Raw genomic sequence first — 22,262 nt, 5'->3', positions numbered from 1 at the left:
ATGCTCGAAGTCCACCAGTTCCCCTGCCTGTCCGACAACTACGGCTACCTGCTGCACGATCCGGTGAGCCAGGAAACCGTCTGCATCGACACCCCTGACGCCGATGAATATCTGCGACAGGCGGGCCGGAAGGGCTGGCAGATCACCCAGATCTGGAACACCCACTGGCACCCGGATCACGCAGGCGGCAATGCCGCGATCAAGGCGGTCACCGGCTGCCGCGTAACCGCTCCGGCCGGGGACGCGGACAAGATCGAGGCGGTCGATCGCACTGTCGGTCAGGGCGACATCGTCACCATCGGCGACCGGCAGGCTTTCGTGATCGACGTCGGCGGGCATACCAATGGCCACATCGCCTACCACTTGCCCGGATCGTGCATCGCCTTCGTCGGCGACGCCCTGTTCGCGCTCGGCTGCGGCCGGATGTTCGAAGGCAACCCCGAGCAGTTCTGGGCGTCGCTCAAGCGCCTCAAGGCCCTGCCCGGCGAGACGATGATCTACTGCGCGCACGAATATACGGCGTCGAACGCCCGCTTCGCGCTCCATGCCGATCCCGACAACGCCGACCTCCAGGCCTACGCCGAGGAAATCACCCGCCGCTGCGACAAGGGCCTGCCGACGGTGCCGACCAAGCTGGAGCGGGAACTGCGCACCAATCCCTTCCTGCGCGCCGACGACCCCGCCCTCCAGAAGCGCTGGGAACATTCCGGCGACGCGGTGGCGACGTTCGCAGCGCTGCGCAGTGCGAAGGATTCGTTCTGACCGTGCTGAAAAGCGTCGCCGCCGCGCTCATGGCCCTGCCGCTCGCTTCCTCGCCTGCTCTCGCCGCCGAAGTCATCGTATCGCCCACGCCGCTACCGTCCTCGCATGACCGGCCGCGCGTATTCCTCGGCGGCAGCATCGAGATGGGCGTCGCGCGGGACTGGCAGGCGGACCTGATCGCCGCGCTCGCCGACCAGCCCGCGATCCTCCTCAACCCGCGCCGCCCGGACTGGGACCCTGCGTGGAAACCCGTGGCCGAAGAGCCGCATTTCCGCCAGCAGGTCGAATGGGAGCTTTCCGCGCTCGACAGCGCGGACGTGATCGTCATGTACCTCGCACCCGGCACGCAGAGCCCGATCAGCCTGCTCGAACTGGGCCTTCACGGGCGCAGCGGCAGGATCGTGCTGCTGTGCCCCGACGGCTTCTGGCGCAAGGGTAACGTCGACATCACCGCCGAGCGTTACGGCATCACCCGGGTCGCGGCCTTCGAGGACCTCGTCTCCGAAGTCCGCGCCCGGTTGAAGCGCTGGAAAGCGGAATAGCCCTTCAGGTCTCCGGGAAGGAGAGTGTCTTGTTCAGCCGCTCGATCACTTCGTCGAGCGGCTCCACCACGGTGACCGAACGCCCTTCGCCGAAACGGATGCGGGTGCCTTCGGTCACCTGGGACACGAATGTCACCTGCGAGGCGTTGATGGCGGTCGCGGTGCGGTCTGCCCCGGTTAGCTTCACGAACATATGACACCTCTCCTGCTTATTATTGGACAGCCAGACTAGTGCGGGATCATCCTTCGCGAAAGAGGGCTTTGCGAGACTGTCGGCGATACAAGACCTGACGCCCCAGCAATGAATGCGACACGTTCCAGCCATATCGCCGCGCCATGATTTCGCGCCTCGCCCACCTCGCCCTGACCGCTGCCGCCGTGTTGACCTCCAGTTCCGTTCACGCGGAAACGACACAGGACGAGCAGGCCTGGATCAATCTCACGGCGATGGGACCGATTTCCGGCGACGTGGTCTATTTCGCCGAATTCCAGCCCCGCATCGGCGACGGCATCTCGCGCCTCGACGCCCTGCTGCTGCGCGGAGCGGTGGGGGTTAAGCTCTCGTCCTCGGCCACTCTGTACCAAGGCTACGCGCATATCGTGTCGCCCGTCGACGGCGGCCGCGACATCAACGAGGAGCGCAGCTTTCAGCAGTTGAACCTCGCCCTCGGCAAGCCTTTCGGCGGCGAGTTGTCCTCACGCACGCGGCTGGAGCAGCGCTGGCGTTCGGACGGCAGCGACGTGGGCTGGCGCCTGCGCGAGATGATCCGCTACGAACACCCGCTCAAGGCCGGCAGCGATGCGGTGAATGCGTTGGTCTATGCCGAAGGTTTCGTGGCGCTCAACGACACCGACTGGGGCGCACGCAGCGGCTTCGACCAGCTGCGCAGCTTCGTCGGTGCGGAAGTGGGCCTTCCCGGCGCCTCGACGCTGGAACTGGGCTATCTGAATCAGACCATCGATCAGACCCGCGGACGCACGCGGATGAACCACGTGGCGTCCGTGACGCTGTTCTACCGGCACTAACATCCTCCCTGTCGCGAAGCGATGGGGAGGTGGCAGTCCGCAGGGCTGACGGAGGGGGTTCTCCCCTCCACCACCCGCTACGCGGGCGGTCCCCCTCCCCATTCCTTCGGAACGGGGAGGATTCTCCGGCGTCAGAACGGCAGGTTGTACAAACGCACCGCGTTGTCCTGCAGCACCTTCTTGCGGGTCGCGTGGTCATAGCCGCCCAACACGTCCTTCAGGTGCTCCTGCACGCCCGGATAGAGCGAGGTCGGGTGCGGGAAGTCGGTCTCGAACATGACGTTGTCGACGCCGATGATCTCCAGCAGATACTTGGGCGCTATCTTCTCGAACCAGAAGGTGCAGAAGAAGTGATCGCGGAAGTAGTCCCAGGGCTGCTTCTTGAGCACATCGCGCTTGATCGGCAGCATTTCGCGGAACTGGTGCTCCAGCGCCTCGACCGCGAAGGGCACCCAGCCCGCGCCGCTTTCGATCAGGCCGATCTTGAGCTTGGGATGCCGGTCGAGGCGACCCGAGACCATCCAGTTACCCAGCGTCGCCGCGTTACCGATCGAGAACATCGTCGCCACCACCGACAGCGTCTGCTCGAACTGGAAGCCTTCCCAGGTCAGGGTGTTGGGATCGATCGCCGCGTTTAGGTGGAAGTTCAGCGGCATGCCGGTCGCCTCGCACATCTCGAGGAACGGCGTCCAGTATTCGTAATTGAAGCTGGGCACGCCGACGCGCTCAGGCGTGTCGGGCAGCACGAAGCCCTTGAGGCCGAGATCGTGGCAGCGCCTCGCCTCGGTTTCCAGAGCCTTCTGGTCCCAGAACGGCAGATGCGCCATGTTGAAGATGCGCTGGCCCGAGGTCTCCTGGAACTCGGCCGAGGCGTCGTTGTAGATCTGGATGACCTTGAGCGCGAGGTCGAGGTCACCCAGGCTCATCAGCGAACCAGCCTGCGTCACGCCGGAATTCTGGAAGCAGATCTGCGCATGGACGCCCATATCGTCCATCGCCTGCAGGCGCGCCTTGAGTTCATGGCCCCCGGGATGCGCCTGCTCCAGCTTCGGGAAGGCCAGGCGCCCGAGCAGCTTGTTGTTGTCGGCGCGAATGACGTTGCCGCCCAGCGTGCCGAAGTCGCGGTCGCCCACGAACCAGCGGTCGGTGCCGTTGACCCGCTCCACGCGGGGCATCTTGTCCTTCCAGCCCGCTGGCGCGCGGCTGGTGAAAAGGTCCGGCGCCTCGGTGATGTGGGTGTCGGTATCGACGATCTTAATACCTTCGAACATCGGGTCGAGGCCACCAGACTGCGAGGCATAATCGACCTCGCGGATCACGCCGCCTTCGCTATATCCATCCGCCGACCAGTACTTGCGCGCGTTCTGCGCCATCTCCTGGGTTTCAGACTCGGCCATCACTCAATCTCCCGAAAAACAATTGCCTCTCATTTCGCAACCGGGCCGGGTTCGCACAATCGCGCAGGGCAACGCCGGGACGATGACTGGCATTGCGAGGCGCGAGACGGCGGGATTGCGTCGCTTGTCTCGCTTGCGGCCCTCTTGTTGCGGAGCGGCCATCCCGGCATCTATTCATCCGGGAGACGAACATGCCACAATCGCGAACGCTTGACGACATCCGCGTGGACTACGAAGCGCCGGACAACGTACCGAAGGACCGCATCGTAGATCTGTCCTTCGCGAACGGCAGCGAACCTAACGACCTCGTCGATCCCTACGAGCCCTTTGCGTGGCTCAACAGCGAGGATATTCCCCGTCTGCTCTACAATCCGCCGATGCGGCATGGCCTCGGCGCGATTTCGGGCAACCAGCGCGGCAACTGGGTGGTCTCGCACTATGCCGACATCGAGCGGGTCTATACCGACAACGACCACTTCTCGAACGCCGGGACGGCCGAGTTCCAGCGCCTGATCGGCGAGACCTTCAAGTCGATCCCTCTCGCCATCGACCCGCCGGACCACCAGAAGTACCGGCTCTATCTGATGCCGTATTTCAGCCCGGCGCGGATCACCCGCGACCTTGAACCGCGCATCCGCAAGGTCGTGACCGAGATGATCGACGCCGTCGCCGACAAGGGCGAAGTGGACATGGCCTGGGACTTCGGCCGGGTCTATCCGGTGCGCATCTTCATGGGCCTGATGGGCTTTCCCGAAGAGATGTTCGAGCAGTTCCTCGATTGGGAGTGGGAAATCCTGCACTCGGGCGACCTTGCCAGGATGCAGGCGGCGCTGCGCGGAGTTCTCGATTTCCTGCGCGCTTTCATTGCCGAGAAGGAGCGCGCGCCGGACGGCCATCTCGTCTCCGCGATCGCCCATGGCCGGATCGAGGGCCGACCCCCGACCGAGGACGAGAAGATCGGCATGGTCTGGTTCCTCTGGCTCGGCGGGCTGGACACCGTGGCCGCGACGATCGCGCAGATGTTCCGGCGCATGGCGCTCCAGCCGGAAATCCAGCGCACGATCCGCGAACGGCCCGAGCTTATCAACGGCGCGGTCGAGGAATTCCTGCGCACACAGCCGATCCTGTCATCCACGCGGACGGCGACGAAGGACTTCGAATGGCACGGGGTTCAGGTGCGCAAGGGCGATTCGTTCCAGTGCCTGAACCCGGCGGGCAACTTTGATCCGGCGCGCTTCGACGATCCGCGCACGTTCGATCCGGAGCGCAAGGCCAACCGGCATTTCACCTTCGTCGGCGGGGTGCACATCTGCCTTGGCGCGCACCTGGCACGGCGCGAGTTGCGGGTACTGCTGGAGGAATGGTTCAGCCGCATACCCGAGTTCCGGGCGAAACCGGGTGCGGATACGACGGTGTTCCCGGGGCTGCTCTCGATCCGTAACCTGCCGCTGGTGTGGGATGTAAAGACCTGAGGCCCACCCCTGCCCCCTCCCGTAAACGGGAGGGGAATGAGAGACCTGCACTTTGCCCTCCCGTTTACGCGAGGGCCGCGAGACTTGTGAGCGCAGCGAACTAGTCGCAGCGGGGTGGGCCTAAACCGAAGCCCTCAACCCATCCGATAATCCGGCAACCCGTCCAGCGCATTGCGCAGCGCCTCGCTCCAACTGGTCGACACCGACTGGAAGTACGGGTCCGAAGCGTCGATCCGCCGCTCGTGCCGGGGGGTGAAGTTGTCCCGCTCGATCACCAGCAGGTCAAGTGGCAGGCCCACCGACAAGTTCGCCTTCAACGTCGAATCGAACGACACCGTCATCAGCTTCACCGCGCTTTCGAAGCTCATGTCGCGGTCGTAGCCGCGGATGAGGATCGGGCGGCCGTACTTGGTCTCGCCGATCTGGAAGAACGGTGTGTCGAAGCTGGCCTCGATGAAATTGCCCTCGGGGTAGATCAGGAACAGGCGCGGTTCCATGCCCTTGATCTGGCCCGCCACGATCATCGAGGCGCTGAAGGTTCCGGCGGCGGCCTTCTGGCCGTTGTCGGTGGCGCGTTCCTCGATGATGTCCTGCAGCAGGTTGCCCACGATCGAGGCGACCTTGAACATCGTCGGTGCCTCGAGCAGCGAATTGTGCCGCTCGGAAGGGGCCTTGGTGCGCTCTTCCAGCTGGCTGATGACCGCCTGCGTGGTGGCGAGGTTGCCCGCCGTCATGACCGAGATGATCCGCTCGCCGGGAATTTCCCAGTGGACCATCTTGCGGAAGGTCGAGATGTTGTCGACGCCCGAATTGGTGCGCGTGTCGCTCATCAGGACGAGCCCGCGATCCAGCATCATGCCGACACAATAAGTCATGGTACTACGTCAAACCCCGTGCAAACCCGTGCCGCCCGTACCCCACCGTGCGGTGAGGGTCTAGCTGCCTTGCGTCTGCTGCTGCCCGCCCTGTGCGGACTGCTGCTGCATTCCTACCCGATTCTCATCTACCGATAGATGAACGTCGAGTCGGGTTTCTCCCGCCCCCATGGCGATGCCGGTGACCGGCGCGGCTTCGGAGTAGTCGCAGCCCGTCGCCACGCGGATATAGCGCTCGTCCGGACAGATCGCGTTGGAAACGTCGAAGCCCACCCAGCCGAGCCCGGGCACATGCGCCTCGGCCCAGCCGTGGCCGGCCTCCTGCTCGACACGGTCATCGATCCGAAGATAACCGCCGACGTAACGCATCGGCACGTCGAGCATACGTCCGGCGGCGATGAAGATATGCGCGTGATCCTGACACACGCCCTTCCCGGCCGCTAGCGCCTGTTCGGCAGTCGTTTGCGAATCGGTGGTGCCCGGCACGTATTCCACCTGCTCGCCGATCACGCTCGACAGGGTGTGGAGATAACCCAGGAGGTCGGAGCGATCGGCCTCGATTCCGGCGAGGAGCTGCCGCACCTTGGGACCGGGCTTCGTCAGCTTCGTCGGCCGCAGGAAGCACCACAGCGGCATAAGCCCGAAGTTCTGGCCGACGACGCCGTTGTTGTCGACCGTCCGGACGGTGCCCTCGCAAGTCACCACCACCTCCGGCACGCCCGGCTCGATCGAGACGAGATCGACATGATTGTAATGCTGGTCCTCGTAGGACGCCTGAGTGGCCGCGCCCTCCAGCGTCATGCGCCAGTCGAGCACTTCCTGCCCGTGCGTCGACTTGGGCTTGAGACGCAGGCGCTGCAGCCCGTGAGTCACTTTACCGGCGAAGGCATAGCGCGTGGCGTGCTTGACGGTCAGGAGCACTCTTGTGCCCTCCTACTCGCTGAACCGATAATCGGCGGCGATAGCGCTGCTGATCTCGATGGTCTTGCCGATGAAATCCTGCAGGAATTCGTGCAGGCCGGTCTCGAAAATCTCCTCGATCGAGGTCTGATGCAGCCTGGCCCCCGCATCGCGCAGCAATTCGTGCGCCGGAACCTCCACACCGTATTCCTTGGCAAGCCCCGCCATGTTGCTGCGGATCTTGTCAAAGCAGAACACAAGGCTGCGCGGGAACTGCCCATCGAGGATCAGGAACTTCGCGATGCCGCGCGGGTCCATCGAACCGGCGTTGAGCCACGAATAGGCCCGGTTGCCTGCCACCGAGCGCAGCAGCGTGTCCCACTGCACGTTGTCGAGGCTGGAGCCCACCCACGCCGCCGAGGGCAGCAAGACGTAGTACTTCACATCGAGGATGCGCGCGGTGTTGTCCGCCCGCTCGATGAAGGTGCCGATGCGCGAGAAGTTGAACACCTCGTTGCGCAGCATCGTGCCCTCGAGCGCGCCGCGCACCAACGTCCCGGTGCGGCGGATCTCGCGCAGCACTTCACCCAGACTCGTCTCGCGGACCGGCCGCGCGAGCAGTTCGCGCAAGTTCATCCAGCCTTCGTTGGTGGTCTCCCACACCGCATTGGTCAGGCTGGTGCGCACCACGCGCGCATTGGTCCGTGCGTTCTCGACCATCGCCAGTACCGAACCGGGATTGTCCTTTTCGCGCAGCAGAAAATTGAACACCTGTGGGCCGGTGAACTCGCTGTGGGTTTCACAATAGGCTTCAAGCTGGCCGGTCGTGGTGAGGACCGACTTCCACTCCTCGTCCTGCGACTGGCGACTACCCCGCGTCAGCGCGAGGTGAAAGCCCACGTCGATCAACCGTGCGGTATTCTCCGCGCGTTCGAGATAGCGGCTCATCCAGTAGACGCCGTTCGCGCCTCGGCCCAGCATCAGTTCTTGCCCCTGCTCATATCCACCGCGCTCATTCGTCCAGCACCCAGCTGTCCTTGGTGCCGCCCCCTTGCGAGGAATTGACCACCAGCGATCCCTTCTTGAGCGCCACGCGCGTCAGCCCCCCCGGCGTGATGTCGATTCCGTCGGGCGATACGAGCACGAAAGGCCGTAAGTCCACGTGCCGGGGCGCGAGGCCCTCCTTGGTGAAGATCGGCACGGTCGAGAGCGAGAGCGTCGGCTGGGCGATATAGTTGCCCGGCTTGGCGCGCAGTTTCTGCTCGAACTCCGCGATCTCCTTTTTCGAGGAAGTCGGGCCGATCAGCATGCCGTAGCCGCCCGAACCGTGCACTTCTTTGACGACGAGGTCCGCAAGGTTGTCGAGCACGTAGCCTAGCGAATCCGCCTCCGAACAGCGCCACGTCGGCACGTTCTGGAGGATCGGCTTCTCGCCGGTGTAGAATTCGACGATCTCGGGCATGTAGCTGTAGATCGCCTTGTCGTCGGCGATGCCGGTGCCCGGAGCATTGGCGATGGTGACGCCGCCCGAACGGTAGACGTCGAAGATGCCCGCGACACCCAGCACCGAGTTCGGATTGAAGGTCAGCGGGTCGAGGTAATCGTCGTCCACCCGGCGGTAGATCACGTCGATCGCCTTGTAACCGGTGGTCGTGCGCATGCATACACGCCCGTCCATGACGCGCAGGTCGCTGCCCTCGACCAGTTCCGCGCCCATCTGGTCGGCGAGGAACGCGTGCTCGAAATAGGCGGAATTGTAGATGCCCGGCGTCAGCACCGCCACGACCGGCCGCTTGCCGCCCTTGTAGGCCGCCGGGGCGCAGGCCCGCAGCGAACGGGCGAGGCGGCGCGGATAGTCGGAGACGGGGCGTACCGGAACTTTAGTGAACAGTTCCGGGAACATCGCCATCATCGTCTCGCGGTTCTCCAGCATATAGGAGACGCCGGAGGGCGTGCGGGCGTTGTCTTCGAGCACCATGAAGTCGTCCGGCCCGGTGCGGACGAGGTCGATGCCGACGATATGCGTGTAGACCCCGCCCGGCGGCGTGAAGCCGATCATCTGGCTGAGGAACGCCTCGTTGTTGCGCAGCGCCTCGATCGGCAGGCGGCCGGAACGGATGATCTCCTGACGGTGGTAGAGATCCTGCAGGAAGGCGTTGATCGCCCGCACCCGCTGCTCGATCCCGCGCGTCAGCTTGCGCCATTCGCGCGCGGTGATGATGCGGGGGATCATGTCGAAGGGGATCAGGCGTTCCTCGCCCGCGTCATCCCCATAGACGTTGAAGGTGATGCCGATGCGGCGGAAGAAGCGCTCCGCCTCGGCATCCTGCCGCCTGAGCCAAGTGGTGTCCTGACCGTCGAACCATTGGCGGAATTCTTCGTAAGCGGGACGTACGGAGCCGTCCGCGTTGAGCATCTCGTCGAAGTTCTTGCTGCCCGCAGTCGCCATTGTGACTCCCTGTTGACCGATTGATGCAACAGGAATCGGGACTTGCCAAGCTGTCTCGCTGCAAGTGCGAAATAATTTTAACCAGACGGTGAAGGCGGCGAAATCAGAGCGATTCGATCGTTAATACCCTTCGTCGTCCCGGACTTGATCCGGGACGACGCGAGCACCCCCCGCACCGCCAGATCTGCTCGCAGCGCGTCGGCGCCATCGAAGTGATGCACCTGCCAGCCGAGGTCGCGCGCAGCGGCGATGTTGTCGGCATTATCGTCTATGAATAACATCGCTGCCGGATCATGGCCGAAGCGCTGTGCGGCCAGGTCAAAGATACGCGCATCGGGCTTGAGCAGTTTCTCGTCGCCCGAGACGACGATGTCTCCGAACAGGTCGAACAGCGGCTCTCCGGCGCGGTATTCATGCCAGAACGCGCTAGCGAAGTTGGTGATGGCGAAGAGCGGCACGCCGCCCGCAGCCAGTTCGCGTACGATCTCGTGGCTGCCGGGGACGTTGCCGGGGATCGTCTCGCCGAAGCGCGTGGCGTAGGCGTCGAGCAGGTCGTCGTGCCCGGGAAATTCGGCCTTGCGGGCGGCGACCATCTCGGCGAGGTCGCGGCCGCCGTCGTGCTCGACGTGCCAGTCCTGCGTGACGACGTTGGCCATGAACCAGTCGAGCCGGTCGGGCTCGACGATCAGCTTGCCGAACAGCAGGCGCATGTCCCACTCGATCAGCACCTTGCCGACGTCGAAGACGACAGCATCAATTCCACGGACAGCAGACATGACAAGACCCCCGCGATCGGCGGGGGCCTCATGCACGCGACGAAACCGTCCGCCTGTTATCGCCCGCCGAAGCGGGCGGACAGGATCAGCCCTGGCGGGCCTTGAAGCGACGGTTGGTCTTGTTGATGACGTAAGTACGGCCGCGACGACGGATCACGCGGTTGTCCCGGTGACGGTCCTTGAGCGACTTCAGGCTGTTGCGAATCTTCATGGTCTATCTCGTCCGTGTCATCGTGGCGGTTACCGACCGCCGGAAATTCGAAGTGGCGCCGTTAGTGGTAGCCCGCGACAAAGTCAAGTGTTGCGGGCCGTTGCGGGCACCCGTGCCAACGCCTATCTTCGTTCAGGCGCGGGCAAGTTGCGGCCCGCATAAGATAAAACTTGGGCGCGACGCCACCGAATTCGGACCGGAACACAATGAAATTTCTAAAAGGCGCAGGAATCGCCGCAGGGATCGCAGCCTCGTTGCTCGCTTCCTCGGCGCAAGCCCAGTACGGCCCCGGCTGGGGCGGCGGAATGGGTGGCGGCTGGAACCGGCCCGGCTGGGGCGGCTCGATGCTCGATTCGCCGCGCATGCAGACCCGGTCCAAAGATTCGCGCGAAGGTCATGTCGAAGTAAGCCGCTTCGTCTCGCCCGACGCCGCTGCGGTGGCCGAACTGGGCCATGGTCCTGTCTCGGTCGAATCGGAATCGGGTGACGGTGCCTGGGTCGATGCGGGCGCGCGCCGCGCCTACGAGGCCGCGATCGTCGATGCTCTGGTCGGCGCCGGGTACGACACGCTCCATCCCGACACGCCGCAGCCGCAGATTACCAAGCTGCGTATCTCCCGTCAGGTGCTCACCCCGGCCGAGGAAAAGCGCAGCCCCGTCAGCGGCACCGCCGCGATGGAAGTGGGCACGTACGGGCAGGCTTACGGCCTTGGCATCAACATCGACATGACCAAGCCGCGCTCGGCCCTCGTCTCCACCCGGCTCGACGCGCAGATCGTCGATCGCGCCAGTGGCAAGGTGCTGTGGGAAGGCTACGCCACGATCGCCACCCGCGAAGGCGACGACAAGTGGCCCGACGGCATGATCGCCACCAAGCTGGCGGGCGCCCTCTTCGACAACTTCCCCAAGGCCGACGCGATCGGTCCCGACAGGGTCGGCCGCGCGGGATAAGACGGAACTGCCGGGCCCGGCTGCGGGTTATATAACGTCCGCTCAGGCTGAGCTTGTCGAAGCCCCCTCGGCAGGGCACTGAGGCTGCCTTACAAGGCCCCGCGAAGAGGACTTCGAAATCATGCGCACCCTGCCCGCACTGCTTGCCCTCACCGCCGCGCTGGCGCTCAACGCCTGTGTTGCCCCGATTGGTCCGGTCGAAGTCACCCGCTTCCACGCGCCCGACATGTCGCGCCTCGGCCGCGGTACGATCCGCGTCGAGCCCGCAACCGGGCAGGCCGACAACCTCGAATTCCGCACTTATGCCGCCGCCGTGGCGCGTGAATTGACACGCATCGGCTATACCGAACCGCTTCCCGGACAGGCAGCCAGCGCGCAAATCGCGTTGCTGACGCTGGAGCGCAACACCTACCAGCCCCAGCGCTCGAACAGCCCGGTGTCGGTCGGCGTCGGCGGCGGGACCGGTGGTTATGGCTCGGGCGTGGGCCTCGGTATCGGCTTCGATCTTTCCGGCAAGCCCAAGGAGCAGGTCGAGACGCGCGTGTTCGTCTCCATCCGCGATCGCGCCGCCGCTCCGACCGCCACCGCCTTGTGGGAAGGCCGCGCCGGCTTCGTGGTGCGCGGCGATTCGCCGCTCGCGCAGGCGCCGCTCGGCTCGGCGAAAGTTGCCGAAGCGCTGTTCAAGGGGTTTCCGGGACAGTCGGGCGAAACTATTCAGGTAAAATGACCGACATCCAGATCACCGCTTCGTTCGATTCCGGCAACATCGAAGTCCTCTCCGCCTCCGGCCCCGAGGCGAGCCTCGCGATCCGCAAGGATCACGAATCGGACTTCTTCCAGTGGTTCCACTTCCGCGTCTCCGGCGCGGCGGGCCGCGAACTGGTGCTGCGCATCAACGGCCTCAACGGCTCGGCCTATCCGATGGGCTGGCCGAACTATGACGCCGTCGTCTCCGAGGACCGCGAATACTGGAGCCGCGCGGAAAGCACGTTCGACGAAAGCCGCGACGGCGGCACCCTTACTATCCGCTACGAGCCGGTCGGCGACCTCGCATGGTTCGCCTACTTCGCGCCCTATTCGATGGAGCGTCACCACGACCTCGTCGCCGCGATTGCCGGTGCTGACGGCGTGTCGCATCGCTCGCTGGGCCTGACCCTCGACGGGCAGGCGATCGACTGCCTCGACATGGGCGACGGGCCGCTGCAAGTCTGGCTCTACGCCCGCCAGCACCCCGGCGAATCGATGGCGGAGTGGTGGATGGAAGGCGCGCTAGACCTGCTCGCCGATCCCGCCAGCTCGGTAGGCCGGGAACTGCGCAAGCGCTGCACCCTGCACGTCGTTCCCAACGCCAACCCCGATGGCTCGCGCCGGGGGCACCTGCGGACCAATGCCGTAGGCGTGAACCTCAACCGCGAATGGGCCGAACCCACGGCCGGGAAGTCCCCCGAAGTGCTGGCGATCCGTGATGCGATGGACGCAACAGGCGTCGACTTCGCCATGGACGTCCACGGCGACGAAGCGATCCCGGCGGTATTCCTTGCAGGGTTCGAGGGCATCCCCTCGCTAAAGCAGGAGCAGCAGGCAGGCTATACCCTCTATGCCGACCTGCTGGAGCGCCGCACGCCCGATTTCCAGACCAAGGTGGGCTACCCACTCACCCGGCCGGGCAAGGGCAACCTGACGATGTCCACCAACCAGTTGGCCGAGCGCTACGGCGCCGTGTCTATGACGTTGGAAATGCCGTTCAAGGACCACAACCCCGCCGCCGACAAGGCGCAGGGCTGGAGCCCGGAACGCTCGGCACAGCTGGGACGCGACTGCATGGCCGCGCTGCTGGAATGGCTGGTGGAGCGCGAAACGGCCTGAGCCGCGTGGTCCCGGATTTGCTCCGGGACCACGCGCCGTGAACTGCCGAAATGACGGCGTGTAATGCGGGGGCTTCGACAAGCTCAGCCTGAGCGGATTTGAGAGAATATCTCGATGCCGCTCAGGCTGAGCTTGTCGAAGCCCCCGCCGATGGCAGGTCCTAAAGACAGCCACTAGTCCCGGAGCAAGTCCGGCACGAAGACATCCTAGAACGCCGTTCGCCGGCGCTCCTCGCGAACCGTGCCGCTTGCCCAGTGCGGCTCGGCGAGTTCCACGCCCAGCGCACCGACGATGGACTGGAGCAGTACCCAGCCCTCGCCCCAGTCGCCGCGCGGCTCGTCGGCGATCGGGCAAGCCCCCCAGTCATTTGCCAGCCGCAGCATCGAGCGCTGTGCAGAACCGTCGAGATCGGCGACGAGGAACGAGGTGAACGGCAGCGGCTGGCGCGGGCAGGCACCGAAGGCGGCCAGGCGCGGGTCGGCGCCCGGAAGGTCCACGTTGGGCGCATCGACGATCAGCGCGCCGATTACGGGGCTTTCTGCCCCGGCCACCTCGAACTCCACCCACCAGGCAAGTGCCAGCGCGGCGATGTCGTCGGTCACGATCACCACCGGCCGATCGGCACGGCGGATCGCGAGGTTCAGCTTGTTCACCCAGGTATTGCGGTGCGGCTCATCCCAAAGGCCGAGTTCCACCACGCGGCAGTGCTCGCTCCACTGTGCCCAGCGGCTCATCCAGTGTTTGGGGGTAAGCGGCGTGCCGGGCACCAGCAGGATAAGCGGCGTCTCGCGTTCAGGTAAATTGCGAAGCGTTGCCATGGGAATCTCCAGTTGATCGAGCTTCCGCCGGTCGACTCTATGTGTCCCGACTGGCCTGGAGACTATCTCAACTTGAAAGGTAGACAATAGGACATGCGACGGATGGTGCCTGCCCGTCGCCGTGTGGGACCGGGTGTTCAGCCCAGGTTCGCAGGTCCGAAGGCGTAAGGCAGCAGTTCGGAGAGCCGGGTTTCCAGCACGCCTTCGGCGCCGTCGCACCAGACCACGGGGTCAGTGCCGCCAAGCTGCGCGATCTCGTTGATGATCTGGCGGCAGCGCCCGCACGGCGTCACCTGAGGCCCCTGCCCGGCCGCGCCTGGCGCGCCGCCGGTGACGGCCAGGGCCTGCAGCTGCGGCCGGTCGCCCGTCGCCAGAATCCCGGCGATCGCGACCGTCTCCGCGCAGAGCGACAGGCCATAGCTCGCGTTCTCCACGTTGGCGCCGGTCACCAAGGTGCCGTCGGCCAGCAGCAGCGCTGCCCCGACATGAAAGTTGGAATAAGGCGCATAAGCTCCGGCAGCGGCCTTGCGGGCGGCCGCCATAAGGGTGTCGCGGGTGTCGTCGTTCATGTCGGTAGTCATGGCAGCACGACTACCCAGCGCAGCCCCCCTTGCGCAACCTCGTTGGCGAGCGAATGGTTCGCCGTCCACATCGTCCAGGGCCGGCCCGCATAGCCCGGCTCGAAGCGATCCTGCACCAGCCACAGGTTACGGTCGAGCTTGTGGGCGATGGTGTAGCGCGATTGGAAGGCCGGCGTGACCTTGAGGATCACCGGCTTGCCCGCGTGAGTTTCGACCTGATTGAGGAAGGTCATCAGCTCGCTCTCGACCCGCGCGTCGGAGACTTTCACCGGGCAGTCGTCGGCCAGCATGTCGAGTTCGACGGCGGGCGGCAGCAACTTGGCGTCGCGCGGGACGGTGGTGACGAAGTTCGCCGCTTGCGTTCCCGCAGGCTGGCATGGATCGTAGCGGTGGAGCGCCCCCACCTGCATGCCCGCCGCCTTGGCCGCCTCGAAGTTGTCCACGAAGGCCGGATCGCGCGCGAAAGCGCTGGCGCTCGCGTCGATATAGGCGAAGTCGGCGCCGATGGCCTTTAGCGACTTCCAACTGACCTCGCCGTCATCCACGCCGATCTCGACGCCTTGTAGCGGGTAGACGGCGCGCTCCGGCGTCCAGTGACGCAAGTGCCACCAGCCCCATGCCCCGGCGACGATCGCCACGAGCGCGAGGGCGCCCAGTGCGCGCCACAACAGCCCCCTGCCGCCCGAAGCGGTCCTTGTCTTGCGTGCCACGATGTCCCCTTCAGCCGCGGATATGCAGGACGCAGATCAGCGTGAACAGCCGCCGTGCCGTGGGGTGGTCGGTCTCGACCTTGCCCTGCAGGCGTTCGAGCAGCAGTTCCGATGCCTCGTTGTGGATCGCGCGGCGGGCCATGTCGATGGTTTCGATCTCCTGCGCGGTCGCCTTGCGAATCGCCTGGTAATAGCTCTCGCAGATCGCGAAATACTCGCGGATCGGCCGCCGGAATCGGGCGAGGCCGAGCACCAGCGTCTCCAGCGCCGCTCCGTTATCGGCGGTGATTTCCAGCGACAAGCGCCCGTCCTGTACCGAAAGCCGCAACCGGTAAGGGCCCTCGTGCCCCGCCTCTGATGAGCGCAAGGGCTTGAAGACATTGTCTTCTATGAGATCGAAGATGGCGATGCGCCGTTCCTGCTCGATATCGGCATTGCGCCACAGGATGGTCGCATCGTCGAGTTCGATGTGGGAGATACGCGGGTCGGCCATTACGGCACGCCCTTTACGCGGTTGCGGCATGGGCGGGCAAGTGGGCTTTGGATTGAGTGCGAAGGGGAAAACCCACCCCCAACCCCTCCCGCTTGCGGGAGGGGAGCGAGACTTGGGCCGCAGGCCCTAGTCGCAGCGGGGTGGGCAGCGCCGCACACAGCCCACACACATCCACAGCTTGTGGATTAATATCCCTCCCCGCCTGACTTGTTCGCGCAGCGCTGCCGGAGCATTGTCCGGCGCTTATGGTCCAGCCTGTTGCCCTTGCCCGTACCGATGGTGCGGAAGTCCGAACCCTGCCCGCGAACGTCGAGGCGGAAGCCGCGTTCCTCGGCGCGGTCCTCATCGACAACCGCGTGATCGAGGAACTGCAGACCCCGCTCACCCCGCTCCATTTCTTCGAGCCCGTCCACGGCCGCCTCTACGAGCGCATCCTGCAGCTGCTAGACCGCAAGGCGGTGGTCACGCCGGTCACCCTGCGCCCCTATTTCGAGGCCGACGAATCGCTGAAGGCGCTGGGCGGCGTCGCCTATCTCGCCCGGCTTACGGCAGACGGCCAGGGCCTGCTCGCCCCGCGTGAGCTGGCCGAGCAGATCTACGACCTTGCCCTGCTGCGCGAACTGATCTCGGTCGGCCGCAATCTGGTCGAGAGCGCGATGGATACCTCCGAATCGGTCGAGCCGATGGAGCAGATCGAGCACGCCGAAGCCGCGCTCTACAAAGTGGCCGAAGGCGCCGCGACGCAGAACGAGGCCAAGAGCTTCGGCTCCGCCACCCGCGTCGCGATCCAGGCGATCGAAAAGGCGTTCAATTCGGGCGGCCACATCTCGGGCAAGACCACCGGCCTCACCTCGGTCAACCAGAAGATCGGTGGCCTTCACGATTCCGACCTTATCATCCTTGCCGGGCGTCCCGGCATGGGCAAGACCTCGCTGGTCACCAACATCGCCTTCAACACCGCGCAGCGCTACGTCGACGACACCGTGCGCGACGGCATGCCGCACGAGAAGTCGGTGGGCGCGCCGGTGGCTTTCTTCAGCCTCGAAATGAGCGCCGACCAGCTAGCGACACGTATTCTGGCCGAGCAGTCCAACATCAGCTCCGAAGCGCTGCGCATGGGCAAGATCAGCCGTGAGGACTTCCAGTCGCTGTCCTTCGCCAGCCAGCGCCTTGCCGAACTGCCGCTCTACATCGACGACAGCCCCGGCCTGACGATCGCCGGCCTGCGCACCCGCGCCCGCCGCCTCAAGCGCCGCCACAACATCGGCCTCGTCATCATCGACTACCTGCAGCTGCTGTCCGGGTCGGGCCGCGCCAACGACAACCGCGTGAACGAGATTTCCGAGATTTCGCGCGGCCTCAAGACGCTGGCCAAGGAACTGGGCGTTCCGGTGATCGCGCTCTCGCAGCTCTCCCGTGCGGTGGAACAGCGCGACGACAAACGCCCGATGCTGTCCGACCTTCGCGAATCGGGCTCGATCGAGCAGGACGCCGACATGGTCTGGTTCGTCTACCGCGAAGACTACTACGTGAAGGCAACCGAGCCCAAGTTCCCCAGCGACACCGACGGCGTCGATGTCAAGGACAAGTGGGAGACCTGGCGCGCCAAGATGGAGGAGGTCACCGGCCTCTCCGAACTGATCATCGCCAAGCAGCGCCACGGCGCCACCGGCAAGGTCCGCCTGCGCTTCGAGGCGCGCATCACCAAGTTCTCCGACCTCGCCCCCGACGACATGCGCGCCGCATTCGAAAGCGACTGACCGCGCAAATCCTCCCTGTCGCGCGGCGATGGGGAGGTGGCAGCGCGAAGCGCTGACGGAGGGGGTAGTGCTTTCCCCCTCCACCCCCGCTTCGCGGCGGTCCCCCTCCCCATTGCGATGCAACGGGGAGGATGTCAGAACGAGAGCGCATGACCGAGACCCGCGTTCTCCTCATCGCCGGTGGCTCCGGCTCCATCGGCAGCGCCATTGCCCGCCTGGCTCTGGATCAGGGCTGGAAAGTCGCGCTTCACGGCCGCAGTCCCGAGAAGCTGCAGGACATGGTGGTCGATCTCTCCGACTTCGGTACGATAGACGGCTTCGCTGCCGACATATGGGCGGAGGACGCCGCCGAAGTCCTCGTTGCCGAAGTGGCCGAGCAATACGGCCGCATCGACGCGGTGATCGACTGCACCGCGACCGGCCCCCAGGGCATAACCGGCCTGTTTCCCGGCACTTCGCCGGGAGTATTCGGCGATTTCCTCAAGGTCTCGGTCGGCTGGATCGAGCGGCTGGCCCATGCCGCCTACGAACTTCTGGCGCAGCAGGGCGGAACGCTGATCGCCTTCGTTTCGGATGCGGGTATCTATGCGGCGCCGCGCCAGACGCTGATCGGCGCAGCACGGGCCGGGACCATAGGTTTCATCCGCAACTTCGCCGTCGAGGCCGCGCGCGACGGTATCCGCGCTCACGTCATCTCGCCGAGCTATGTCGAAGGCAGCGAGAGCGCGCAGCGCATGGGTTCCGAACGCATGGCCAGCGCAGCGCAGCGGGCGGGCCTCGGCCTCCCCACCGCCGAGGACATCGCTCCCCTGGCGCTGTTCCTGTGCGGTGACGGGGCGCGGCGGATCACCGGGCAGGTTCTGAGCGTAAACGGCGGCCTGAACGCCTGAAATATCAGGCCGTCTGCGGCTCCAGCATCAAAGGCGCGCCGCGGCCGCGCATCATCAGCGCATAGGACGCCAGCGCAACACCCACGCCGACGAACCACGCATATGTATAGATCACAGACCATACCTCGCCGAAGCCGCCGAACAGGCCCGGCGCCGAAACCTTGAGGAAGCCCGGCACATTCGGCGCGATACCCAGCGCCAGCGCGATCAGCGCGCGCGGGTTCCAGCCATTGCCGTACACGTAAGGGCCGGTCTCGCTGTAGAGGCCCTCGACGTCCAGCTTCGTCTCGCGCACCAGCCAGTAGTCGGCGATCAGGATGCCGGTGATCGGCCCGAGCAGCGCGCCGTAGCCGGTCAGCCACGTGAAGATGTAGCCATCGGTACTGGCCATCAGCTTCCACGGCATGATGACGAGGCCGATCACCGCCGTGATCAACGCGCCGGTGCGGTAGGAAATGCGCGAAGGGCTCAGCGAGGCGAAGTCATAGGCCGAGCACACCAGGTTCGCCGCGATGTTGCACGACACCGTATCGACCGCGATCACGATCAGCCCCAGCAGCACGAACGGCCCCGACAGCGTGCCCGCCAGCGCTACCGGGTCCCAGATCGCATGACCGTAGATCACCACGGTCGCCGAAGTGGTCATCACACTGATCAGCGCGATCAGTCCCATCGTCGGCGGCAGGCCGAGCGTCTGGCCGATCATCTGGTCTCGCTGGGTCTTCGCAAAGCGAGTGAAGTCCGGAATGTTGAGCGCCAGCGTGCCCCAGAACCCGACCATGGCGGTCATCGACGGAAGCCAGACCGCCCAGAACTGCCCTTCCTTCGCTCCGCCCGGCCCGAAGGCGGACGGCGCCGAGAAGATCGGGCCGATCCCGCCGGCCGCATCGATCGCCCACCACAGCAGCGCCACGCACGCCACGATCTTGAGCGGCGCGGTCCAGGTCTCCAGCCGCCGGATCGTCAGCAGGCCCTTGCGCACGAACAGCAGTTGCACCAGCCAGAACGCCATGAAGGCCAGCAGCTGGCCCAGCCCGATCCCGAAGAACGGCAGCGGCGGGCCTCGAAGGTCCGCCCCGAGGAAAATGCCGAGCAGGGTCAGCAGGGCCTCTCCGCCGATCCACGTCTGGATACCGTACCATCCACAAGCGACAAGCGCGCGGGCGAGCGCAGGCAACCGCGCGCCCACGGTGCCGAAGGAGGCCCGCACCAGTACCGCGAAAGGCACGCCGTAGCGCGTTCCGGAATGCCCGATCAGCAGCATCGGCACGAGGATCACGACATTGCCCAGCACCACCGTCAGCGCCGCCTGCGTCGCCGACATGCCCTGCTCGATCAGACCGGCAGCAAGCATCCACGTCGGAACGGCGACCACCATGCCCACCCACAGCGCCGCGAAGTGCCACCAGCGCCAGTTTCGCTGCGTTGCATCAGTGGGCGCAAGGTCCGCGTTCCAGAGGGTGCCGTCCCCAGTTGCGTGCGTCTGTGCGTGATCCATCTGGCCCCCACCGGTGTCTGGAAAGGACGAAGGATGCCGCAGCGCAGCATGGCGTCAAGCCCCTGATTTCATCGCTCTCCGGCAGACGGAGAAGCGCCTTCAGATCGCGCGGCGCATGTACCGCGCGTCCGGCCCGTAGCTGGAGAGCTTGCGGCGCAAAGCATCGTCTGCGGCGACCGCCGCAAAGCCCTGACCCCGCCAGAACGCCAGGGTGTCGTTGACCGAAACCAGCGCAACCTCCTGCCCGCCAAGCGCGCGCAGGCCCTTGAAAAGCCGCCGTACTGCGGGACCTGCATGTCCCAGTCCGCGCGCGTCCGGATGCAGGGCAAGATCATGAAGGTAGAACGCCTCGCGCTCGTCCGGCAACGTGCCGAGCAGACTGTCGAGTGGAGGGATGGCCCCAAGCGGCCACGGATAAGCGACGAGGTAACCTTTCACGCCTGCCGTCACCGGATCCGCCAGCACGAAGCAGCCCGGCGCGAACAGCGCGAACCGCTCGGCGAAACACGCCCGCGCCTCGAAATGGTCGGGGAACGCCGTGCGCGCCACATCCACGACGCCGTCGATGTCTTCGGCGCGCATCGGACGCCAGCGCAGGACGCTCACAGGCCGCGCACCCATGCGGAGATCCGCTCCAGCGCCTCGTCGAGCACGTCGTCGGGCTTGGTGAAGCACAGGCGCACGATATGGCTCGGCGCGCCTTGCCCGTTCTGGCCGCTCTCATACAAGGCGCTGACCGGAACCGTAGCCACGCCCGCCTCGCGCAGCGCCCGCTCGCTGAATTCGCGGTCGGTCAGAGCGATGCCGGATGCGGCGAGGTCGATGCACAGGAACCACGTCGCCGCGTTAGGCAGGACGGTTAGCCCCGCCGCCTCCAACCCCGCCTTGAGCCGGGCACGGGAAGCCGCCCAGTCGGCGTGCAATCCATCGAGAATGTCCGCCCGCTCCAGTCCTTCGGCGACAGCCCATTGAAGCGGCACCGCCGTCGTGAACGTGAGGAACTGGTGCACCCGCGCGAGCGCAGAACCGAGGTCTCTTTTCGCGGCCATCCAGCCGATCTTCCAGCCGGTAAGGCCGAAGATCTTACCCGCCGAGCCGATCTTCACGACCCGCTCCGCCATGCCTTCGCAGGCCATCAGCGAGCGATGCGCCGCGCCGTCGAAGCGCACCTGCTCCCACACCTCGTCGCAGATGGCGACAAGATCGTGCCTGGTGCAGAACCGCGCGATCATCTCAAGCTCATCGGCGCTCGCCACGGTGCCGGCGGGATTGAGCGGATCGTTGAGCATGATCGCGCGTGTCCGGGGCGTCACCGCCGCCTCCAGCGCCGCCGCATCGTAACGGAAATGCGGCGGTTGCAGCAGGACCGAGACGGGTAAGCCTCCAGCCCGCCGCACCATTGGCGCATAGGCGTCGTAAGCAGGCTGAAACAGGATCACCTCGTCGCCCTCCGACACCAGCGCCAGCACTGCGGCGGCGATGGCCTCGGTGGCGCCGGACGTGACGACGACCTCCGAGGGCGCGAGTGCCAGCCCCTGCGTGAGCGCATAGTGGGCGCAGACGGCCTCGCGCAGCGCGGGAAGCCCGACACTCGGCGGGTACTGGTTCGACTGTTCATGTAGCGCCCGCGCCGCTGCTTCCAGCAGGGGCGCAGGTGGCGGGCCATCGGGGAAGCCCTGCCCGAGATTGATCGCGCCGGTCTCGCGGGCGAGCGCGGACATCCGCTCGAACACCGTCGTGCCCATTTCGGCGTAGACGGGATGGATGCGGGGTCTCGTCTTCATCGCGGGATAGGCTCCGATACACTGGCAGGCCTGGCCGATAGCGCCGCCTTTCGTAAAATGCACGCCGCCCGGCGCGCTTTGTCGAGAAGACAATCGCGCCCGCACGTATCCCCGGCCCGTCAGGGAGGAGGAAGAGGCAGGCATGTCCTATGAGTTGAACCGCAGGCTGGCCGGGCGGCAAGCTCGCCGATCATCACCAGTCGAACGAGCGCAATGCCGCGATCGTCGATGCGTAAGCGCCAACTCGCGATGGGGGCCGTAGGCACGCCGCACCTCACTTTCGTGAACCAGATGGAGACGCGCTGGGTCCTGATGAACCGGGAGCGCTACGACTGGGGGCGGGCGACGTGTTCCTCGCCAACGACCCCGACCATGGCGGTGGCCACCTGACGGACTAATGCGTCTATGGACCGGTCTACGACGGGAACGGCGAACTCGTCTGCATCCAGACCCCGCAAGCGCACCAGGGTGATGCCGGCGACAAGAACCCCGGCGGGTTCTC

At 65.5% G+C, this 22,262-nt stretch carries 25 protein-coding genes; 10 read left to right on the top strand and 15 right to left on the bottom strand.

Going from position 1 to position 22,262, the window contains the following annotated elements; genetic code table 11:
• Together gloB and BES08_RS01070 are read left to right on the top strand one after the other, a co-directional pair.
• On the top strand, window positions 1-762 hold the full coding sequence (gloB, locus tag BES08_RS01075) for a hydroxyacylglutathione hydrolase (RefSeq protein ID WP_069707461.1): 762 nt from the start codon (window positions 1-3) through the stop codon (window positions 760-762).
• Window positions 763-764: 2 nt separating this feature from the next.
• Window positions 765-1,304, top strand: coding sequence for a nucleoside 2-deoxyribosyltransferase domain-containing protein (locus BES08_RS01070; protein ID WP_069707460.1), 540 nt, complete (start codon window positions 765-767; stop codon window positions 1,302-1,304).
• 4 nt (window positions 1,305-1,308) lie between these two features.
• Here BES08_RS01070 and BES08_RS01065 read toward each other — a convergent pair whose 3' ends face one another.
• A complete protein-coding gene (locus BES08_RS01065; protein ID WP_008829093.1) occupies window positions 1,309-1,497 on the bottom strand; it encodes a hypothetical protein in 189 nt (62 codons plus the stop codon).
• A 143-nt stretch (window positions 1,498-1,640) separates the two neighbouring features.
• On the opposite strand from BES08_RS01065, the gene BES08_RS01060 reads away from it, so the two are divergent.
• Window positions 1,641-2,330, top strand: coding sequence for a DUF2490 domain-containing protein (locus BES08_RS01060; protein WP_069707459.1), 690 nt, complete (start codon window positions 1,641-1,643; stop codon window positions 2,328-2,330).
• Between the two features lie 131 nt (window positions 2,331-2,461).
• Here the strand turns inward: BES08_RS01060 and BES08_RS01055 are convergent, their stop codons facing one another.
• Complete coding sequence (locus BES08_RS01055) at window positions 2,462-3,727, bottom strand: amidohydrolase family protein (protein WP_008829095.1); 1,266 nt, start codon at window positions 3,725-3,727, stop codon at window positions 2,462-2,464.
• Window positions 3,728-3,918: 191 nt separating this feature from the next.
• Here BES08_RS01055 and BES08_RS01050 point away from each other — a divergent pair, with 191 nt between their 5' ends.
• Window positions 3,919-5,199 (top strand): cytochrome P450, encoded by a 1,281-nt coding sequence (locus BES08_RS01050; protein WP_069707458.1) that lies wholly within the window; start codon window positions 3,919-3,921, stop codon window positions 5,197-5,199.
• A 134-nt stretch (window positions 5,200-5,333) separates the two neighbouring features.
• On the opposite strand, the gene BES08_RS01045 is transcribed toward BES08_RS01050, so the two are convergent.
• From BES08_RS01045 to ykgO, 6 genes are all read right to left on the bottom strand, one after another.
• Complete coding sequence (locus BES08_RS01045; protein ID WP_008829097.1) at window positions 5,334-6,074, bottom strand: proteasome-type protease; 741 nt, start codon at window positions 6,072-6,074, stop codon at window positions 5,334-5,336.
• Window positions 6,075-6,134: 60 nt separating this feature from the next.
• Entirely contained in the window at window positions 6,135-6,995 is an 861-nt protein-coding gene (locus BES08_RS01040) for a transglutaminase family protein (protein ID WP_069707457.1), read from the bottom strand.
• Window positions 6,996-7,007: 12 nt separating this feature from the next.
• Window positions 7,008-7,955, bottom strand: a complete 948-nt coding sequence (locus BES08_RS01035; protein ID WP_069707456.1) for an alpha-E domain-containing protein — start codon at window positions 7,953-7,955, stop codon at window positions 7,008-7,010.
• A 31-nt stretch (window positions 7,956-7,986) separates the two neighbouring features.
• Window positions 7,987-9,423: a circularly permuted type 2 ATP-grasp protein gene (locus BES08_RS01030; protein ID WP_008829100.1), complete on the bottom strand. Its 1,437-nt coding sequence runs from the start codon at window positions 9,421-9,423 to the stop codon at window positions 7,987-7,989.
• 77 nt (window positions 9,424-9,500) lie between these two features.
• Window positions 9,501-10,199, bottom strand: coding sequence for an HAD family hydrolase (locus tag BES08_RS01025; protein WP_231958121.1), 699 nt, complete (start codon window positions 10,197-10,199; stop codon window positions 9,501-9,503).
• 85 nt (window positions 10,200-10,284) lie between these two features.
• Complete coding sequence (gene ykgO / locus BES08_RS01020; protein ID WP_003046794.1) at window positions 10,285-10,410, bottom strand: type B 50S ribosomal protein L36; 126 nt, start codon at window positions 10,408-10,410, stop codon at window positions 10,285-10,287.
• A 206-nt stretch (window positions 10,411-10,616) separates the two neighbouring features.
• On the opposite strand from ykgO, the gene BES08_RS01015 reads away from it, so the two are divergent.
• The 3 genes from BES08_RS01015 to BES08_RS01005 all read left to right on the top strand — a co-directional run bounded on the left by BES08_RS01015 (window position 10,617) and on the right by BES08_RS01005 (window position 13,226).
• Window positions 10,617-11,360 carry a DUF4136 domain-containing protein gene (locus tag BES08_RS01015; protein WP_069707455.1) on the top strand — a complete coding sequence of 248 codons (744 nt, stop codon included), beginning with the start codon at window positions 10,617-10,619 and terminating at the stop codon, window positions 11,358-11,360.
• A gap of 121 nt (window positions 11,361-11,481) precedes the next feature.
• Window positions 11,482-12,087, top strand: coding sequence for a DUF4136 domain-containing protein (locus BES08_RS01010; RefSeq protein WP_069707454.1), 606 nt, complete (start codon window positions 11,482-11,484; stop codon window positions 12,085-12,087).
• The gene (locus tag BES08_RS01005) at window positions 12,084-13,226 is read left to right on the top strand and encodes a M14 family metallopeptidase (protein ID WP_069707453.1); all 1,143 of its coding nucleotides are present in this window, start codon (window positions 12,084-12,086) and stop codon (window positions 13,224-13,226) included. The genes BES08_RS01010 and BES08_RS01005 overlap by 4 nt, the downstream gene beginning before the upstream one ends.
• A 206-nt stretch (window positions 13,227-13,432) precedes the next feature.
• Here the strand turns inward: BES08_RS01005 and BES08_RS01000 are convergent, their stop codons facing one another.
• From BES08_RS01000 to BES08_RS00985, 4 genes are all read right to left on the bottom strand, one after another.
• Entirely contained in the window at window positions 13,433-14,044 is a 612-nt protein-coding gene (locus BES08_RS01000) for an RBBP9/YdeN family alpha/beta hydrolase (protein ID WP_069707452.1), read from the bottom strand.
• A gap of 137 nt (window positions 14,045-14,181) precedes the next feature.
• Complete coding sequence (locus BES08_RS00995) at window positions 14,182-14,613, bottom strand: cytidine deaminase (RefSeq protein WP_069709103.1); 432 nt, start codon at window positions 14,611-14,613, stop codon at window positions 14,182-14,184.
• 8 nt (window positions 14,614-14,621) lie between these two features.
• Window positions 14,622-15,338, bottom strand: a complete 717-nt coding sequence (locus BES08_RS00990; RefSeq protein WP_069707451.1) for a glycoside hydrolase family 25 protein — start codon at window positions 15,336-15,338, stop codon at window positions 14,622-14,624.
• Between the two features lie 7 nt (window positions 15,339-15,345).
• Window positions 15,346-15,828, bottom strand: coding sequence for a UPF0262 family protein (locus tag BES08_RS00985; protein WP_008829108.1), 483 nt, complete (start codon window positions 15,826-15,828; stop codon window positions 15,346-15,348).
• Between the two features lie 245 nt (window positions 15,829-16,073).
• On the opposite strand from BES08_RS00985, the gene BES08_RS00980 reads away from it, so the two are divergent.
• The gene (locus tag BES08_RS00980) at window positions 16,074-17,588 is read left to right on the top strand and encodes a replicative DNA helicase (protein WP_008832094.1); all 1,515 of its coding nucleotides are present in this window, start codon (window positions 16,074-16,076) and stop codon (window positions 17,586-17,588) included.
• A gap of 149 nt (window positions 17,589-17,737) precedes the next feature.
• Window positions 17,738-18,478, top strand: coding sequence for an SDR family NAD(P)-dependent oxidoreductase (locus tag BES08_RS00975; RefSeq protein ID WP_069707450.1), 741 nt, complete (start codon window positions 17,738-17,740; stop codon window positions 18,476-18,478).
• Between the two features lie 4 nt (window positions 18,479-18,482).
• Here the strand turns inward: BES08_RS00975 and BES08_RS00970 are convergent, their stop codons facing one another.
• The 3 genes from BES08_RS00970 to BES08_RS00960 all read right to left on the bottom strand — a co-directional run bounded on the left by BES08_RS00970 (window position 18,483) and on the right by BES08_RS00960 (window position 21,760).
• Window positions 18,483-19,976 carry an NCS1 family nucleobase:cation symporter-1 gene (locus BES08_RS00970; RefSeq protein ID WP_069707449.1) on the bottom strand — a complete coding sequence of 498 codons (1,494 nt, stop codon included), beginning with the start codon at window positions 19,974-19,976 and terminating at the stop codon, window positions 18,483-18,485.
• Window positions 19,977-20,075: 99 nt separating this feature from the next.
• The gene (locus tag BES08_RS00965) at window positions 20,076-20,597 is read right to left on the bottom strand and encodes a GNAT family N-acetyltransferase (RefSeq protein ID WP_069707448.1); all 522 of its coding nucleotides are present in this window, start codon (window positions 20,595-20,597) and stop codon (window positions 20,076-20,078) included.
• Window positions 20,579-21,760, bottom strand: coding sequence for an aminotransferase (locus tag BES08_RS00960; RefSeq protein ID WP_069707447.1), 1,182 nt, complete (start codon window positions 21,758-21,760; stop codon window positions 20,579-20,581). The genes BES08_RS00965 and BES08_RS00960 overlap by 19 nt, the downstream gene beginning before the upstream one ends.
• A gap of 228 nt (window positions 21,761-21,988) precedes the next feature.
• On the opposite strand from BES08_RS00960, the gene BES08_RS33855 reads away from it, so the two are divergent.
• The gene (locus tag BES08_RS33855; protein ID WP_231958119.1) at window positions 21,989-22,150 is read left to right on the top strand and encodes a hypothetical protein; all 162 of its coding nucleotides are present in this window, start codon (window positions 21,989-21,991) and stop codon (window positions 22,148-22,150) included.
• The last annotated feature ends 112 nt before the right edge of the window (window positions 22,151-22,262 follow it).

The sequence above is a fragment of the Novosphingobium resinovorum genome (genome assembly GCF_001742225.1).
GTDB classification, from domain to species: Bacteria; Pseudomonadota; Alphaproteobacteria; order Sphingomonadales; family Sphingomonadaceae; genus Novosphingobium; species Novosphingobium resinovorum_A.
Note: the sequence above shows the minus strand (reverse complement) of the source record. Positions and strands in the feature narration are given on the sequence as shown.

Coding starts and splice junctions, on each gene's coding strand:
- BES08_RS00980 (WP_008832094.1), top strand. CDS start 16,074: ATGGTCCAGCCTGTTGCCCTTGCCCGTACCGATGGTGCGGAAGTCCGA.
- ykgO (WP_003046794.1), bottom strand. CDS start 10,410: ATGAAGATTCGCAACAGCCTGAAGTCGCTCAAGGACCGTCACCGGGAC.
- BES08_RS01035 (WP_069707456.1), bottom strand. CDS start 7,955: ATGCTGGGCCGAGGCGCGAACGGCGTCTACTGGATGAGCCGCTATCTC.
- BES08_RS33855 (WP_231958119.1), top strand. CDS start 21,989: ATGCGTAAGCGCCAACTCGCGATGGGGGCCGTAGGCACGCCGCACCTC.
- BES08_RS00975 (WP_069707450.1), top strand. CDS start 17,738: ATGACCGAGACCCGCGTTCTCCTCATCGCCGGTGGCTCCGGCTCCATC.
- BES08_RS01045 (WP_008829097.1), bottom strand. CDS start 6,074: ATGACTTATTGTGTCGGCATGATGCTGGATCGCGGGCTCGTCCTGATG.
- BES08_RS00970 (WP_069707449.1), bottom strand. CDS start 19,976: ATGGATCACGCACAGACGCACGCAACTGGGGACGGCACCCTCTGGAAC.
- BES08_RS00995 (WP_069709103.1), bottom strand. CDS start 14,613: ATGAACGACGACACCCGCGACACCCTTATGGCGGCCGCCCGCAAGGCC.
- BES08_RS01015 (WP_069707455.1), top strand. CDS start 10,617: ATGAAATTTCTAAAAGGCGCAGGAATCGCCGCAGGGATCGCAGCCTCG.
- BES08_RS01030 (WP_008829100.1), bottom strand. CDS start 9,423: ATGGCGACTGCGGGCAGCAAGAACTTCGACGAGATGCTCAACGCGGAC.
- BES08_RS00965 (WP_069707448.1), bottom strand. CDS start 20,597: ATGGGTGCGCGGCCTGTGAGCGTCCTGCGCTGGCGTCCGATGCGCGCC.
- BES08_RS01065 (WP_008829093.1), bottom strand. CDS start 1,497: ATGTTCGTGAAGCTAACCGGGGCAGACCGCACCGCGACCGCCATCAAC.
- BES08_RS01005 (WP_069707453.1), top strand. CDS start 12,084: ATGACCGACATCCAGATCACCGCTTCGTTCGATTCCGGCAACATCGAA.
- BES08_RS01010 (WP_069707454.1), top strand. CDS start 11,482: ATGCGCACCCTGCCCGCACTGCTTGCCCTCACCGCCGCGCTGGCGCTC.
- gloB (WP_069707461.1), top strand. CDS start 1: ATGCTCGAAGTCCACCAGTTCCCCTGCCTGTCCGACAACTACGGCTAC.
- BES08_RS01055 (WP_008829095.1), bottom strand. CDS start 3,727: ATGGCCGAGTCTGAAACCCAGGAGATGGCGCAGAACGCGCGCAAGTAC.
- BES08_RS01050 (WP_069707458.1), top strand. CDS start 3,919: ATGCCACAATCGCGAACGCTTGACGACATCCGCGTGGACTACGAAGCG.
- BES08_RS01060 (WP_069707459.1), top strand. CDS start 1,641: ATGATTTCGCGCCTCGCCCACCTCGCCCTGACCGCTGCCGCCGTGTTG.
- BES08_RS01025 (WP_231958121.1), bottom strand. CDS start 10,199: ATGTCTGCTGTCCGTGGAATTGATGCTGTCGTCTTCGACGTCGGCAAG.
- BES08_RS01000 (WP_069707452.1), bottom strand. CDS start 14,044: ATGGCAACGCTTCGCAATTTACCTGAACGCGAGACGCCGCTTATCCTG.
- BES08_RS00985 (WP_008829108.1), bottom strand. CDS start 15,828: ATGGCCGACCCGCGTATCTCCCACATCGAACTCGACGATGCGACCATC.
- BES08_RS00960 (WP_069707447.1), bottom strand. CDS start 21,760: ATGAAGACGAGACCCCGCATCCATCCCGTCTACGCCGAAATGGGCACG.